Annotated in this window: 13 protein-coding genes; 6 read left to right on the top strand and 7 right to left on the bottom strand. The window is 68.1% G+C overall.

Annotation, left to right across the window (positions count from 1 at the left end; all coding sequences use genetic code 11):
- The first annotated feature begins 67 nt into the window (after window positions 1-67).
- A complete protein-coding gene (locus GT347_RS26615; RefSeq protein ID WP_160555057.1) occupies window positions 68-1,054 on the top strand; it encodes a 2-dehydropantoate 2-reductase in 987 nt (328 codons plus the stop codon).
- Window positions 1,055-1,069: 15 nt separating this feature from the next.
- Here the strand turns inward: GT347_RS26615 and GT347_RS26610 are convergent, their stop codons facing one another.
- On the bottom strand, window positions 1,070-2,080 hold the full coding sequence (locus GT347_RS26610) for an LD-carboxypeptidase (protein WP_160555056.1): 1,011 nt from the start codon (window positions 2,078-2,080) through the stop codon (window positions 1,070-1,072).
- A 48-nt stretch (window positions 2,081-2,128) separates the two neighbouring features.
- Window positions 2,129-3,220, bottom strand: coding sequence for a tRNA adenosine(34) deaminase TadA (gene tadA / locus GT347_RS26605; RefSeq protein WP_229722550.1), 1,092 nt, complete (start codon window positions 3,218-3,220; stop codon window positions 2,129-2,131).
- 151 nt (window positions 3,221-3,371) lie between these two features.
- Between tadA and GT347_RS26600 the strand changes: the two genes are divergently transcribed.
- Complete coding sequence (locus GT347_RS26600) at window positions 3,372-3,986, top strand: PEP-CTERM sorting domain-containing protein (protein WP_160555054.1); 615 nt, start codon at window positions 3,372-3,374, stop codon at window positions 3,984-3,986.
- Between the two features lie 7 nt (window positions 3,987-3,993).
- Here GT347_RS26600 and GT347_RS26595 read toward each other — a convergent pair whose 3' ends face one another.
- Complete coding sequence (locus GT347_RS26595) at window positions 3,994-5,274, bottom strand: M20/M25/M40 family metallo-hydrolase (RefSeq protein WP_160555053.1); 1,281 nt, start codon at window positions 5,272-5,274, stop codon at window positions 3,994-3,996.
- 215 nt (window positions 5,275-5,489) lie between these two features.
- On the opposite strand from GT347_RS26595, the gene GT347_RS26590 reads away from it, so the two are divergent.
- Complete coding sequence (locus GT347_RS26590; protein WP_160555052.1) at window positions 5,490-6,047, top strand: hypothetical protein; 558 nt, start codon at window positions 5,490-5,492, stop codon at window positions 6,045-6,047.
- A 9-nt stretch (window positions 6,048-6,056) separates the two neighbouring features.
- On the opposite strand, the gene GT347_RS26585 is transcribed toward GT347_RS26590, so the two are convergent.
- Window positions 6,057-6,947, bottom strand: a complete 891-nt coding sequence (locus GT347_RS26585) for an alpha/beta fold hydrolase (RefSeq protein WP_160555051.1) — start codon at window positions 6,945-6,947, stop codon at window positions 6,057-6,059.
- A gap of 73 nt (window positions 6,948-7,020) precedes the next feature.
- Here GT347_RS26585 and GT347_RS26580 point away from each other — a divergent pair, with 73 nt between their 5' ends.
- The 3 genes from GT347_RS26580 to GT347_RS26570 are packed head-to-tail and all read left to right on the top strand — an operon-like array spanning window position 7,021 to window position 10,563.
- Window positions 7,021-9,168, top strand: coding sequence for a hybrid sensor histidine kinase/response regulator (locus tag GT347_RS26580; RefSeq protein ID WP_160555050.1), 2,148 nt, complete (start codon window positions 7,021-7,023; stop codon window positions 9,166-9,168).
- Window positions 9,165-9,806 (top strand): RluA family pseudouridine synthase, encoded by a 642-nt coding sequence (locus GT347_RS26575; protein ID WP_160555049.1) that lies wholly within the window; start codon window positions 9,165-9,167, stop codon window positions 9,804-9,806. The genes GT347_RS26580 and GT347_RS26575 overlap by 4 nt, the downstream gene beginning before the upstream one ends.
- Window positions 9,807-9,816: 10 nt before the next feature.
- On the top strand, window positions 9,817-10,563 hold the full coding sequence (locus GT347_RS26570) for an SDR family NAD(P)-dependent oxidoreductase (RefSeq protein WP_160555048.1): 747 nt from the start codon (window positions 9,817-9,819) through the stop codon (window positions 10,561-10,563).
- A 3-nt stretch (window positions 10,564-10,566) separates the two neighbouring features.
- Here GT347_RS26570 and GT347_RS26565 read toward each other — a convergent pair whose 3' ends face one another.
- From GT347_RS26565 to GT347_RS26555, 3 genes are all read right to left on the bottom strand, one after another.
- Window positions 10,567-11,004 carry a universal stress protein gene (locus GT347_RS26565; protein ID WP_160555047.1) on the bottom strand — a complete coding sequence of 146 codons (438 nt, stop codon included), beginning with the start codon at window positions 11,002-11,004 and terminating at the stop codon, window positions 10,567-10,569.
- Between the two features lie 104 nt (window positions 11,005-11,108).
- Window positions 11,109-11,858, bottom strand: a complete 750-nt coding sequence (locus tag GT347_RS26560) for a 2OG-Fe dioxygenase family protein (protein ID WP_160555046.1) — start codon at window positions 11,856-11,858, stop codon at window positions 11,109-11,111.
- Between the two features lie 9 nt (window positions 11,859-11,867).
- Window positions 11,868-13,031 (bottom strand): alpha-hydroxy acid oxidase, encoded by a 1,164-nt coding sequence (locus GT347_RS26555; protein WP_160555530.1) that lies wholly within the window; start codon window positions 13,029-13,031, stop codon window positions 11,868-11,870.
- Window positions 13,032-13,176: the final 145 nt, after the last annotated feature.

Raw genomic sequence — 13,176 nt, 5'->3', positions numbered from 1 at the left:
GGACGCGATGCCGCAGAATCCCGCATCGGAAGGCGCTGCCCGGCGCCCACATGAGGAGACAGCAAAGATGCGGATCGCAATCGTAGGCGCCGGTGCCATCGGCGGATTGATGGGAACCCGGCTGGCCGCGGCCGGCGGCCATGAGGTCAGCGCCCTGGCGCGCGGCGCCACCCTACAGGCGCTGCGTCAGCACGGCTGGCGGCTGCAGGAGCCCGAAGGCGCGCTGCAGGCACCGGCTGCCCGGCTGTCGGACCGCACCGCCGACCTGGGCGAGCAGGACCTGATCGTCATCGCCGTGAAGGCTCCCGCCCTCGCCGAGGTGGCCGCGCAACTGGCCCCCATGATCGGCGCCCGCACCCGCATCCTGCCCGCCATGAACGGCGTGCCCTGGTGGTTCGGCCAGGGCATCGGAGGCCTGGATGGCCAGGCACTGCAAAGCGTGGACCCGGGCGGCCGCATCGCCGCCGCCCTGCCCTTTTCCCAGGTGCTCGCCTGCGTGGTGCATGCCAGCACCTCCACGCCGGAGCCGGGCCTGGCCCGCCGTTCCATGGGCAATCGCCTGATCGTGGGTGAACCCCAGGGCGGCCTCAGCGACCGTGCAGAAGCCGTCTCCCGCCTGCTGACACAGGCCGGCTTCGACGCCCCTGCGGTGCCCGATGTGCGCTACCACCTCTGGTACAAGCTCTGGGGCAACCTCACCATGAACCCGATCACCGCGATCACCGGCGCCACGGTGGACCGGGTGCTCGACGACCCCCTGGCCCGCCGCTTCTGCGCAGACGCCATGCTGGAGGCCCAGGCCGTCGGCGAGCGCATCGGCTGCGCCATCGCCGAGACGCCGCAGGACCGCCATGCCGTCACCCGCAAGCTGGGTGCCTTCAAGACCTCGATGCTGCAGGACGTGGAGGCCGGCCGTGCGATGGAACTCGACGGCATCGTGACGGCGGTGCACGAGATCGCCCTGCGCATCGGCGTGGCCACCCCCAACATCGATGCCTTGCTGGCCATGGCCCGCCTTTTCGGCCGCTCGCACGGCCTGTATCCGGCCGCTTGAGAAACCGCCGCGTGCCTAGTGCACGTGGCCCCAGTAAATCAAGGCGTCGCGGCCTTCCACTGACAGCGATACCTTGGCCCCCACCGGCAGCAGCACCTTGGTCGGCACATGGCCGAAGGGCAGCCCGGTCAGCACCGGCACATCGATCTGCGAACGCAGCCAGTCGACCACGCTCTGCAGCTTGAAGCCCTTGTCGTGCGGCGTCAGGCGGAAATCCGTGAACTGGCCCAGCACGATGGCCTTCTGCCTTCCCAGGATGCCGGCCATCAGCAGCTGGGTCAGCATGCGCTCGACCCGGTAGGGATGCTCGTTCACATCCTCCAGGAACAGCACGCCGCCCTTCACCGCCGGCAGCCAGGGCGTGCCGACCAGGCCGGCCATCACCGCCAGGTTGCCGCCCCACAGCGTGGCTTTCTGGACGTAGACATCGTCCGGCGCCTGGCTGGCCGCGCTGCGCGGCGTGGCGGGCATGCGCCAGCCGCTGCCTTCGCCATGGCCGCTGAGCAGGTCGTCGAAGCAGGCTTCCATGATGTCGTCCACCACCTCGGGCGAGCCGAAGTCGCCCAGCAGGCCGGGGCCGGCCCAGGTGGTGGCGCCGTTCTTCGCCAGCAAGGCCATCTGCAGCGCGGTGAAGTCGCTGAAGCCGACGAACTTCATGCCGTCGGCGATCGCCTTGCCGAGTCGGGCGTAGTCGATGGCGGGCAGGATGCGGGTCAGGCCGTAGCCGCCGCGGCTGATCAGGGCCAGGTCGGCGCCGCTGGCGGCAGCCCGGTGGATGGCGGCGACACGGGCCGCATCGTCGCCGGCAAAACGCTGGTGCGAGGACAGCGCGTCGGCATCCACCTCCACCTCGTGGCCCAGCGCCTGCAGGCGCTTGACGCCACGGCGGAAGGCCGCCTTGTCGCGCACCGCGCCGGCCGGCGAATAGATGTAGATGTGCTTGGGACCGTGGTCATGGCCGCAGGCGGCGTGGTCATGATCGTGGTCGTGTTCCGCGTGGTCGTGCGGCGGCTGGGAAGACGGCAAGCGGTATCGGCCGGTGGTGGCCGCCTCGGCAAAAAGGGGATGGAAGCTCTAGGAGCCTGGGCGGCAGAAGTATTCCACAGCGCGCCGCAGCCCGGCGTCGGTGGTGGTGTCCAGCCGCAGCAGGCGTGAGGGTGCCGCGACGTTCCCGCCCCAGCCGGCGGCGAAGGCGCGGGGTGCGGCGGCATGGCCCTTGTCGGGATAAGGCAGCTGCGCCCAGGCAGCGCCTTCCAGGCCTGCGTTCGTGCCGGGCACCAGCAACACACCCGCCGCGCGCGGACCGAGCGCCGCCGCCAGCGCGTAGGCCAGCGCGGTATCGTCCTCGGCGGCCACGGGCACCAGGCGTTCCAGGTCCAGTGATTCGCACCATTGGCGCAAGACCTCGACATGCCAATCGAGCCGATGGAAATCCTGGCGTTTGGGTTTGTCGCTGCGGCCGAAGCCGATCAGGTCGGGCACCAGCACGCGGGCGCCCTGCCCCGCCAGCGCGGTGGCGATGGCACGCCAGTGCAGGCTCCATTCGGCCGGGCCGTGGAGCAGCAGGAAGCCGGGGCCGGACGACTCGCGCCCCAGTTCCACCGCATGCTGCCGCAGCCCCTCCAGGGCCGGCAGATCGCTGCGGTAAGCGCCCTCCCAATCGGCCGCCGCCTCGAACGCGGCGCGCGGCGTGCGCAGCGCGTCCTCGCGCAAGGGCTCCGCGGCCCGCGCCTGCACGGCACGGCGTTCACGGAAGAAGTCCTGCAGCAAGGCGCCGCATTCGGCCGCCAGTACTCCGCCTTCGACCTGCGTGTGGTGGTTGAGCCGGGGCTCCGCGAAGAGGTCGGTCACCGACCCGGCCGCGCCGGTACGCGGATCCGCTGCGCCGAACACCACGCGGGCCAGCCGCGCATGCAGCATGGCGCCGGCGCACATGGGGCAAGGCTCCAGGGTGACGTAGAGGGTGCAGCCGTCCAGGCGGTAGTTGCCCAATGCCGCCGCGGCCGCTCGCAGCGCCACTATCTCCGCATGTGCCGTGGGGTCGGCCAGCCCGACTGGCGCATTCGCGCCGGTGGCGATGACCCGGCCGTCACGCACCAGCACCGCACCAACGGGGACCTCGCCCGCCTCACGAGCGGCCTCGGCCATGGACAGGGCCAGGCGCATCGCACATTCATCGATATGCGTCTTGGCAGAAGTGGCTTGAGCCTCAGGAACTGGGGCGTTCATGGTGGGGATTGGAAACGAAAGCCATTATGCACCGAATAAAAATAGCAAATACCAACCTCTGTGCCCGCATGGCCCGGAGGAATCAAGCATGCGCCTGCGTTTAAGTACGCTCACTAAGTATTCTTTTGCATGCGTGCACATCCCTCATCGTTGCCAAAAGGACTTCTCCATGTTGAATAAATTATGTACCGCTTGCGTGCTTGCCTTTTCATTAGGCGCAACACATGCCGCCACAACCATATTAGGCGACACGATCAACGTCGGCGGCTATTATCCCGACACCGTAACCTTGACTGACGACCTCGGGAACCATACCGTCACGCCCTCGGGCGTCGTAGTCTCTTACGGGGGCTTCATCACTTTCACCGTCGCGCCTACTTCGATCATTGTGAGTTTTTCTGAAGGCGGCATCGGGGCGGGTGTGTCGTTCGAAGGTTTCATATTTCATGACGTGACCCGTCCATTTCCCGCCAGTTATTTCCTGGACATGGCTGGCACTACGCTGACCCCTGGCACATTTGCTTTTGCCACGGTCGGTAGTGACTTCCAGCTCAATTTCGCAGGAACCCGCCTCGAGGCAGGCGACACAATCAAATTCACCCTGTCTCCCGTGCCCGAACCCGACTCCGCCGCCCTGGCATTGGCGGGTCTGGCGGTATTGGTCGGCGCAGCACGGCGCATGCGCCGCAGCCGTACCGCCTGATGCCGCCTTATTTCACCTTGCCCTGCGACACATCCATGATCAGCCGCGTGGCCAGATAAAGCCGCGGCACGATGGTATTGATCTGCACATATTCGGCGTCGTTCGAATGCGCGCCGAATCCGCTCAGCCCCATGCCCTCGATAACCGCGCCGCGTGTCTTCAATGCAGCAAACGCGGCATCGGTACCGCCGCCGGTCGCCACGTCCATCACCTTCATCGGCAGGCCGATCTCTTCGTAGACAGAGCGGCCGTGGTTGGCCAGCTTGCGGCCGGCGTCCGACGCCTCCAGCGGCGGGCGGCGCACCTCGAACTTCACGCTCACTTTGGCGTCCGGCAGCAGCTTGTTCTGAACCTTCTCTTGCAGCGCCTTTTCCAGCGCATCGAAGTCGGAAACCTTCAGCGCCCGCGCATCGGCCTGGGCCGAGGCATCACCCGGGATCACATTGCGGTTGGAGCCGGCCTTGGCCACGGTCCAGTTGAGTTTCAGGCCGCGCTCGTTCTGCGACAGGTCCTTCATCTGCAGCAGCTGGTGCGAGAGTTCGTAGAGCGCATTCACGCCGCCCTCGGGCCGCGCGCCGGCATGCGAGGTCTTGCCGACCACGTTGAGGTAGGCCGCGCCGATGCCGCTGGTGGCCAGGCGCAGGCTGCCGTCGGTGCCGCCGCCTTCGAAGGAGAACACCGCATCCTGCTCGGCGCCGAATTTGGTGATGGTGCTGCGTGCGCCGGGCGAGCTGATTTCCTCGTCGCCGTTGATCAGCACGGTCAGCGTGCCGTAGTCCTTGAAGCCGAGTTTCTGCAGCATCGCCACCGTGTGGATGATGGCCGCCACGCCCTGCTTGTCGTCGGCGATGCCCAGGCCGTAGGCCTTGTCGCCTTCCACGCGGAAGGGCTGGTCCTTCAGCATGCCCTTGAGGTAGACGGTGTCCATGTGGGCGATCAGCATGATCTTCTTGCTGCCGCTGCCCTTGAACTCGGCATGCACGACCTGGCCGACCTTATCGGGTGTGTCGTCCATGCGAAAAACGTCGCTGGGCGCGATCAGCTTCACATTGCCGCCGAGGGCCTGCAGGCGTTCGGCGATCAGGGCTGCGATCTTGGCCAGGCCTTCGGTGTCCTTGCTGCCGGATTCGATGTTCACCAGGTCACGCATGGTGTCGAGCATGCCTTGCTGCTGGGCCTGGGCAGCCTGCTGAACGGCGGCCTGGGGGGCCGCGCATGCAGCTCCGGCCGCCATACCCAACAGGATGGCAGTGGCGAGCTTGGAAAGTTGGCTGGTCGTACCTTGCATGAAAGAGTTCTCCGGAGATAGAGGCTGATGAAAGGCCGCGACGTTACCACCTTATCGGCAGGACCCGGTTGCCGCTGCCTGCCTGGAATGAATCAGCGCGAGCATTAACTTCCCAGCAAGCTAGCACTCAAGGACTAAATCAGCAATCGCAAAGAATGAAGACCAATGGCGCATTATAGATGGCATATCCAACAACTGCCGACACAGGCTTCACCGTGAAACCACACCTTAAACACCTGGCGTTTTATTTTGTCGCTTTGGGAGCCGCAACGACTCATGCCGCCGGGATTACCGGCGACATGGTTTCGATAGACAAATACTACCCGGACACCAGCACCCGCACCTTCTCCATGGGGACGCAGTCCATCGATGCGAGTGGCAGCACGTATGACTATTTCAACGACCTGACTTTTATTGTGGCCGCCGATACCATCACGGTGAACTTCCCCGTGGCCAGCAACTTCTCCAGCGCAGCTTTCAATGGATTCATCGTAACCGACCTTACGAGGAACTTCCCATTCACTTATGTGCTGGACCCTCACTCCACCTTGGCAGGATTTACCTCGGCCGATTACAGCACGGCAGGCAACCAGTTCAGCGTGAACATCGCCGGATTAAGGCCCAGGCAAGGGAATACCTTGATTTTCACAGCCTTGGCTCCAGTGCCGGAGCCAGAAACCTGCGGCATGCTGGCGGCTGGACTTTGCATCGTCGCGGCGCTGACGCGGCCCACCGCGGGCCGCGCCAGACGCCCAGTTTCAAGCGCGGCATGAGCCTTGTGGCTAGTCGGTTTTCGGACTGTGGAAGAAATCATGCATCTGCCCCAGCACCGTCGCCGGATCCTCTTCCGCCAGGTAATGCCCGCAGGGCGCCAGCACGCCGCTGATGTCCTCGGCCTGCGCCTGCCATAGCTCCAGCACGTCGAAGCAGCGGTGCACCACGCCGTTGGCGCCCCACATCACCCGCACCGGCATCTTGAGTTTGTTGCCGGCCTCGCGGTCGTCGCGGTCGTGTTCCAGGTCGATGCCGGCCGAGGCGCGGTAGTCGGCGCAGATGGCCGCTGCGGTGCCGGGGATGGCGATGCAGCGTTCGTACTCAGCCATGGCGGCGGGCGCGAAGGCGGCCAGGCCGGCATGGCGGCGGCCCATGACCTCGCGTACATAGGCGGCGGGGTCGGCCTCGATCAGGCGTTCGGGCAGCGGCGCCGGCTGGATCAGGAAGAACCAGTGCCAGTAGGCGCGGGCGAAGTCCTCGTTGGTGCCGGCATACATGTCCACCGTGGGGGCGATGTCCAGCAGCATCAGCTTCTCCACGCGTTCCGGATGGTCCAGCGCCAGGCGGTGCGCCACCCGCGCGCCGCGGTCGTGGGCGCCGAGCAGGAAGCGCTCGAAGCCCAGGTGGGCCATCAGCTGCACCATGTCGCGCGCCATGGTGCGCTTGGAATACGCCATGTTCTGCGGATCGGCCTCGGGCCGCGAGGAGTCGCCGTAGCCGCGCAGGTCGGCCACCACCACGGTGAAACGCATGGCCAGGCCCTCGGCCACCCGGTGCCACATCGCATGCGTCTGCGGATGGCCGTGCAGCAGCAGCAGGGCCGGGCCGTGGCCGCCGACCAGGGCGTGGATGGTGGCGCCCTCCACCGGGACGTCATGGGTTGAAAAGCCGTCAAACATCGATGCCTCCTTAACGTGTCGTACCAAATTTTGCGCGATTGCGCGAAGCCGCATGCAGAATGTCGCCCCAACGATGGCCAAAGCATCCCAACGCAAAATCCGGCCGACCCGGCGCGACAGCGCCACCGACTCATCCGCCACAGGCACGAGCGCCGCCCGCACCTCGGCGAGCCAGCGTGCCGAAGCCCTGGCCCTGTCGGAGATGGTCAACGAGCTGCTCGCCCAGAACACGGTTCTGCGCTACAGCAACGAGGCGGCTGAAAGCGCTTCCGAACGCTTCGAGACCCTGTTCGCCAGCGTGCCCCTGGCCTTGATGGTGGTCGATGAACACGACATGGTGGTGCAGGGCAATGCCATGGCCCACCGCCGCTTCCAGCCCAGCGAACGCGACCGGCCCCTGACCTCGCTGATGCCCTTCGTCAGCCGTGGGCATGTGGCCAAGGTGATGCAGGGCTTTCGCGAGGCCAGCCGCACCGGCATGAGCGAAACCTCCGAGGTGGTGTTCTCCATCGGCGACGACGACCTGGTCGGCGACCTGCACATTCGCCGCATCGAAACCGCGCAGGAAGACGGCGCCCCCGCCGTGCAGTACATCTGCGCGATCGTGGACCAGGGCCCGCTGCTGGCCGAACGCCGCGCGCTGCAGCAGAGCGCGATGGCGCTGCAGGAGCGCAACGAGCAGCTCTTCCTGGGCGAGCGCCGGCTCGAAGCCGTGATCAATTCGGCGCTGGACGCGATCATCTGCGTGGACCAGAACCAGCGCATCACCGTCTTCAACCCCACCGCCGCCGCGCTGTTCCAGTGCAGTGCCAGCAATGCGCTGGGCAGCCAGCTGGAGCGTTTCCTGCCCGATGCGGCGCAGGCCCTGGCCTTCGCCCAGATCTCCACCCAGGCGATGCTGGGCGAACGCACCGCGCGCACGGCCTCGGGGCGGGAGCTGTCGGTGGAGATCAGCGTCTCCTTCGAGCGCCATGCCGCCGGCGAAAGCACCACCGTCTTCGCCCGCGACCTGACCGGCCGCAAGAAGGCCGAGGCGCATCGCGCGGTGCTGGAGGCCCAGCTGCGCGAGTCGCAGAAGATGCAGGCCATGGGCACGCTGGCCGGCGGCATCGCGCACGATTTCAACAACATCCTGTCAGCCATCCTGGGCAACGTGGAACTGGCCAAGGGCGACCTGCCGTCCGGCGCGCCCGCACTGGAAAGCCTGGAGGAGATCGGCAAGGCCGGCCGGCGCGCACGCGACCTGGTGCGCCAGATCCTGACCTTCAGCCGCAACGAGCCGACGCAGCGCGCGCCGGTGTCGCTCTCGGCCGTGGTGCACGAAACCGAGCGCCTGCTGCGCGTCACCCTGCCGCCCGGCATCGAGCTGCGGCTGGACCTGGCGGCCGAGCTGCCGCCGGTGATGGCCGATGCCACCCAGGTGGAGCAGGCCCTGCTCAACCTGTGCACCAATGCCATCCATGCGATCGGCGAGCCCCGCGGCACGGTCACCGTGAAACTCGACCTCGCCCAGCCCGACCAGCGCACCTGCGAGCGCCTGGGCCTGGCGCCCGGCGCCTACGAGGCGCTGACGGTGAGCGACACCGGCAGCGGCATCGACAGCGCCACGCTGCAGCGCATCTTCGAGCCCTTCTTCACGACAAAAGAAGTCGGCAAGGGCACCGGCCTCGGACTGGCCGTGGTGCACGGCGTGATGCGCACCCACCAGGGCGCCACCGATGTGCGCAGCACCCCGGGCAAGGGCAGCACCTTCACCCTGTACTTTCCCGCCGCGATCACGGCCGAAGGCCAGCCCAGCGGCAAGGCCGAGCGCCGGCTCCCGCCCGCGCCCGCCGCCCAGGGCAATGGCCGGCACGTGATGTATGTGGACGACGACAAGGCGCTGGTCTTCCTGGTGGAGCGCCTGCTGCGCCGAAGGGGTTTCCGGGTCACCGGTTTCTCGGATCCACGCCAGGCCGAGGCGGCTTTGCGGGCCGATCCGCAGGCCTTCGACCTGCTGGTCACCGACTACAACATGCCCGGCTACAGCGGCCTGGACCTGGCGCGCGAGGCCCGGCTGATCCGTGCCGACCTGCCGGTGGCGCTGGCCTCCGGCTATGTGACGTCCGAGATCGAGAAGGCGGCTCGGCTGGAAGGCGCCCGCGCCCTGATCCACAAGCCCAACGATGTCGAGGAGCTCTGCGCCACCGTGCAGCGCCTGGTGCAGGGCGAGGAGTCTTGAGCCCGGCGGCGGTCCATGTCGACGCGCATCTGCTGGTCGTCGAGAAACCCGCCGGACTGCTGGCCGTGCCCGGCCGCGGGGAAGACAAGCAGGACTGTCTCAGCGCCCGGGTGCAGGCGCAGTGGCCCGATGCGCTGATCGTGCACCGGCTCGACATGGCCACCTCCGGCCTGATGGTGCTGGCCCGCGACGCCGCGACACAAGCCGCGCTGGGCCAGGCTTTTGCACGGCGCGAGGTCTTCAAGCGGTACGTGGCGGTGGTCGATGGCCTGCCCGCGCCCGACGCGCCGGATGCCGAAGGCTGGTGCCGCATCGAGTTGCCGCTGATCGCCGACTGGCCGCGCCGGCCGCTGCAGAAGGTGGACATGGCGGCGGGCAAACCCAGCATCACCCGCTGGCGTGTGATGCAGCGGGTGGACGAGACCAGCAGCCGCGTCGAACTCGAACCCCTCACCGGCCGCACCCACCAGCTGCGGGTGCATCTGCAGGCCATCGGCCATCCGATCCTGGGCGATGCGCTGTATGGCGGCGCCGCCGCCGGGCGTGCGGATCGGCTGCTGCTGCATGCCTGCGCGCTCGGATTCACCCACCCCGCCACCGGCGCCGCGCTGCATTTCGACAGCGCCGTGCCTTTCTGAGAATTTCGACATGACGCAAAGCACCCATCTCTTCATCCTGACCGGCGCCTCGCGCGGACTGGGCCAGGCCATGGCCCGCCAGCTGCTGTCGGCCGGCAACACCCTGCTCTGCATTTCCCGCAAGCGCGACGACAGCCTGGCCAGCGCCGCCGGACTCACCCAGTGGCAAGCCGACCTGGCCGACGGCGCGAGTGTGGCCGCCCGCCTGGCCGAGTGGATCGCCAAGCTGCAGCCGGACGCCTTCGCCAGCGCCACCCTCGTCAACAACGCAGCGCTCATGCCACCGGCCGTGCCCCTGCGCGATGCAGCGCCGGCCGATACCGTGGCCGCCCTGCGTGTGGGCCTGGAAGCGCCGATGCTCCTGAGCTCGGCCTTCCTGTCGGCGACCGCCGGCTGGACAGTGCCGCGCAAGGTCTTGAACATCTCCTCGGGATTGGGGCGGCGCCCGATGGCGTCCCAATCGGCCTACTGCTCGATCAAGGCGGGCATGGACATGTTCACCCGCTGCGCCGCCCTCGACGAAGCGCAGCGCCCCAACGGCGCCCGGCTCTGCGCCCTGGCGCCTGGCGTGATCGACACCGACATGCAACAGCAGCTGCGCGGCGGCGATCCGGCGGCCTTCCCCGACCAGGCCCGTTTCGCCGGCCTGCACGGCAGCGGCCAGCTGGTGTCGGCCGAAGACACGGCACGTGCGGTGCTGGCTTATCTGGCGCGTGCGGATTTCGGCCAGCAGCTGCTGGCCGATGTGCGCGACTGAAGCTCAGTCCCGCACCACCAGCACCGGCATGTGTGCATCGCCCAGCACCCGCTGGGTGACGCTGCCCAGCACCAGTTTCTCCAGCCCGCGGCGGCCGTGCGAGCCGATCACGATCAGGTCGGCATCGACGCTTTCGGCCGTCTCCACGATGCCGCGGTGCACCGCATGGCCCTCGACCACCAGCACCTCCACCTCGAAGCCCAGGCCGGAGGCCGCGTTGCGCGCGAGGTCCAGCGCGGCGGCGGCTTCGTTGTTGGCGGCCACCAGGTACTGCTCCTGGCCGTAGGCCATGTCGCTGCTCACGCCGGTGAAGGGATAGGGGTCGATCACCGAGACCACGGTGACCGTGCTGCCGAAGGCCCGCGCGATGGTCACCGCCCGGTGGATGGCGGCGATGGAGGTGTCCGAGCCGTCGACGGGAACGAGGATCTTCTGGAACATGGTCTTTCTCCTTTGGCTGTCTGCCTGTGATGCGGAACGGGTCATGGCCCGGCCCTGTTATGCCCCGCCGCGCCAGCCCGGAGGTAAGCGTCCATGACAGCGCCTCAGACCACGCCGTCTCCCTGGAATCCGCCGGCCCGGCAGGTCAGCACCAGGGTATCGCGGTGGCCGCCGCCCTGCCCGCCCAGCGGCTGGATCGGCGTGGACTCGTGGATCATGCGCGGATCGTCCAGCAGCAGCAGCGACCAGGGCTCGGCCAGGGTGAAACGCTGGCCGTTCGGGCCGTCGGCCTCGAACACACGGGTCTCACCGCCCTTGATGCCTTCGCGCTCCACCAGGAACACGGCCACCAGGTCCACGCCGTCGCGGTGCGCGCCTTCGGGCGTGGGCCGGCCGATGCCGTCGGTGGTGTCGATGCGGAACTGGTGCGCCTCGATGTACCAGGGCTGCGGCCCGCGCAGAGCGGTGGCCGCATCGGCCAGGGCGCGCAGCAGGCCCTTCCAGGCCGGATCGGCCACGGTGCGGTCGAGCATGGGCGCGAACCAGCGCTGCATGCCGCCGTGCAGGGCGTTGTACTGCACCGGCTGCCAGTGCGGGCGGTGCGGCGTCTGCTCGATGCGCTGCCCGTCGACGACGAAGCATGCATGGCGGCGGCGCCGGTAGTTGCCGCCGTCCTTCAGGTACTCGTCCGGCGGCAGGCCGTTCCAGTCGGGGCGCAGGGCGTTCAGCGCAGCCGCCTCGGTGCCGGCCCAGCGGCACACATCGGCCGGCTGCAGGGCGGCGAAACCGCGTTCCTTGATTTGGGAATCCAGCCGCTCCAGCGGCGTCCAGGGAGGAGAGAAGGTGGAGGACATGCTTCTAGGTCAGGACAGAAAGCTTTCCGGCCGCAGCATCAGCAGCTCGGGCGAGAGATCGGCAATGCGATGGACGCCGAGCATACCCAGCGCCATCTCGGTCTCGCGCGCCAGCAGGCCGGCGGCATGGGCCACGCCCGCCGCCCCACCCACCGTCGCGGCGTAATTGAAGGGCCGGCCGACCAGCACGAAGTCCGCGCCCAGCGCCAGCGCCTTGAGCACATCGGTGCCGCGCCGGAAACCGCTGTCGATCAGGATGGGCATCGCATCGCCCACCGCCGCGCGCACCGCCGGCAGCACCCGCATCGGCGAGACGGCGCCGTCGAGCTGCCGGCCGCCGTGGTTGGACAGCACGATCGCATCCATGCCCTCGTCGCGCGCGGTCACCGCGTCTTGCGGATGCAGCACGCCTTTCAACACCAGCTTGCCCTTCCACTGCTCGCGGATGCGGCGCATGGCGCTCCAGTCCAGGTGCGCCCGGCCGCTGAACTCGCGCACCACGTTGCGCGCCACGATGGCGATGCGTTTGTCGTTGTCGCTGTTCTCGAAGTGCGGCAGGCCGCCGGTCAGCAGCGTGCGCGCGAAGGTGCCCAGCGCCCAGCGCGGATGGGTGACGCCGCCCCAGAGCAGGCGCCAGTCCGGCTTCAAGGGGCTGCTGAAGCCGGCGCGTTCGTAGTGCTCGGTGCTGCCGCGCACGGCCACGTCCACGGTGACCACCAAAGTACCGAAGCCGGCCCGCGCCGCGCGGTCCACCAGGGCGGCGATGCGTTCGGGCGTGGGCGGCAGATAGGCCTGGAACCAGCTATGCGGCGCGGCCTCGGCCACCTCCTCCATGCGGGTGAGCGAGGAGCCGCTCATCACCATCGGGATATTGGCGCGCGCCGCCGCCTCGGCCAGCACCCGGTCGCCGCGGTAGGCCGTCAGCGCACTCACGCCCATGGGCGCGATGCCGAAGGGCGCGGCGTATTCCCGACCCAGCAGGGTGGTCCCGATCGAACGGGCCGCCACATTGCGCAACACTCGGGGGATGAAGCGGATCTCGTCGAACACCCGGCGGTTGTCGTGCAGCGTGGCGCCGGTCTCGGCCGGGCTGACCACATAGGAAAAGATGGCGGGCGGCAGGAAACGGCGCGCCGCCTCCTCCAGGTCTTCCAGGCAGAACACGCGCCGCATGGCGCGGGGCACGGGAGAGGCGATGGGCGGGATCGGCAGGGTGTGCGGCGTGTCGGCGGTCAAGGGGAGTCTCTGTTTCTTATAGGGCGCAGCAGCATACAGCGCGGCCGCCACGAGGCCGGCCCATGCTGCGGCGCACCATATG

It is taken from the genome of Xylophilus rhododendri (assembly GCF_009906855.1).
Classification (GTDB): Bacteria; Pseudomonadota; Gammaproteobacteria; order Burkholderiales; family Burkholderiaceae_C; genus Xylophilus; species Xylophilus rhododendri.
This window is presented reverse-complemented; position numbering and strand designations above follow the sequence as displayed.

What these genes read in the sequence shown, in the direction of transcription:
- GT347_RS26615 (WP_160555057.1), top strand. Translation starts at nt 68, where the DNA reads ATGCGGATCGCAATCGTAGGCGCCGGTGCCATCGGCGGATTGATGGGA.
- tadA (WP_229722550.1), bottom strand. Translation starts at nt 3,220, where the DNA reads ATGCGCCTGGCCCTGTCCATGGCCGAGGCCGCTCGTGAGGCGGGCGAG.
- GT347_RS26600 (WP_160555054.1), top strand. Translation starts at nt 3,372, where the DNA reads ATGCGCCTGCGTTTAAGTACGCTCACTAAGTATTCTTTTGCATGCGTG.
- GT347_RS26595 (WP_160555053.1), bottom strand. Translation starts at nt 5,274, where the DNA reads ATGCAAGGTACGACCAGCCAACTTTCCAAGCTCGCCACTGCCATCCTG.
- GT347_RS26585 (WP_160555051.1), bottom strand. Translation starts at nt 6,947, where the DNA reads ATGTTTGACGGCTTTTCAACCCATGACGTCCCGGTGGAGGGCGCCACC.
- GT347_RS26580 (WP_160555050.1), top strand. Translation starts at nt 7,021, where the DNA reads ATGGCCAAAGCATCCCAACGCAAAATCCGGCCGACCCGGCGCGACAGC.
- GT347_RS26570 (WP_160555048.1), top strand. Translation starts at nt 9,817, where the DNA reads ATGACGCAAAGCACCCATCTCTTCATCCTGACCGGCGCCTCGCGCGGA.
- GT347_RS26565 (WP_160555047.1), bottom strand. Translation starts at nt 11,004, where the DNA reads ATGTTCCAGAAGATCCTCGTTCCCGTCGACGGCTCGGACACCTCCATC.
- GT347_RS26560 (WP_160555046.1), bottom strand. Translation starts at nt 11,858, where the DNA reads ATGTCCTCCACCTTCTCTCCTCCCTGGACGCCGCTGGAGCGGCTGGAT.
- GT347_RS26555 (WP_160555530.1), bottom strand. Translation starts at nt 13,031, where the DNA reads ATGCGGCGCGTGTTCTGCCTGGAAGACCTGGAGGAGGCGGCGCGCCGT.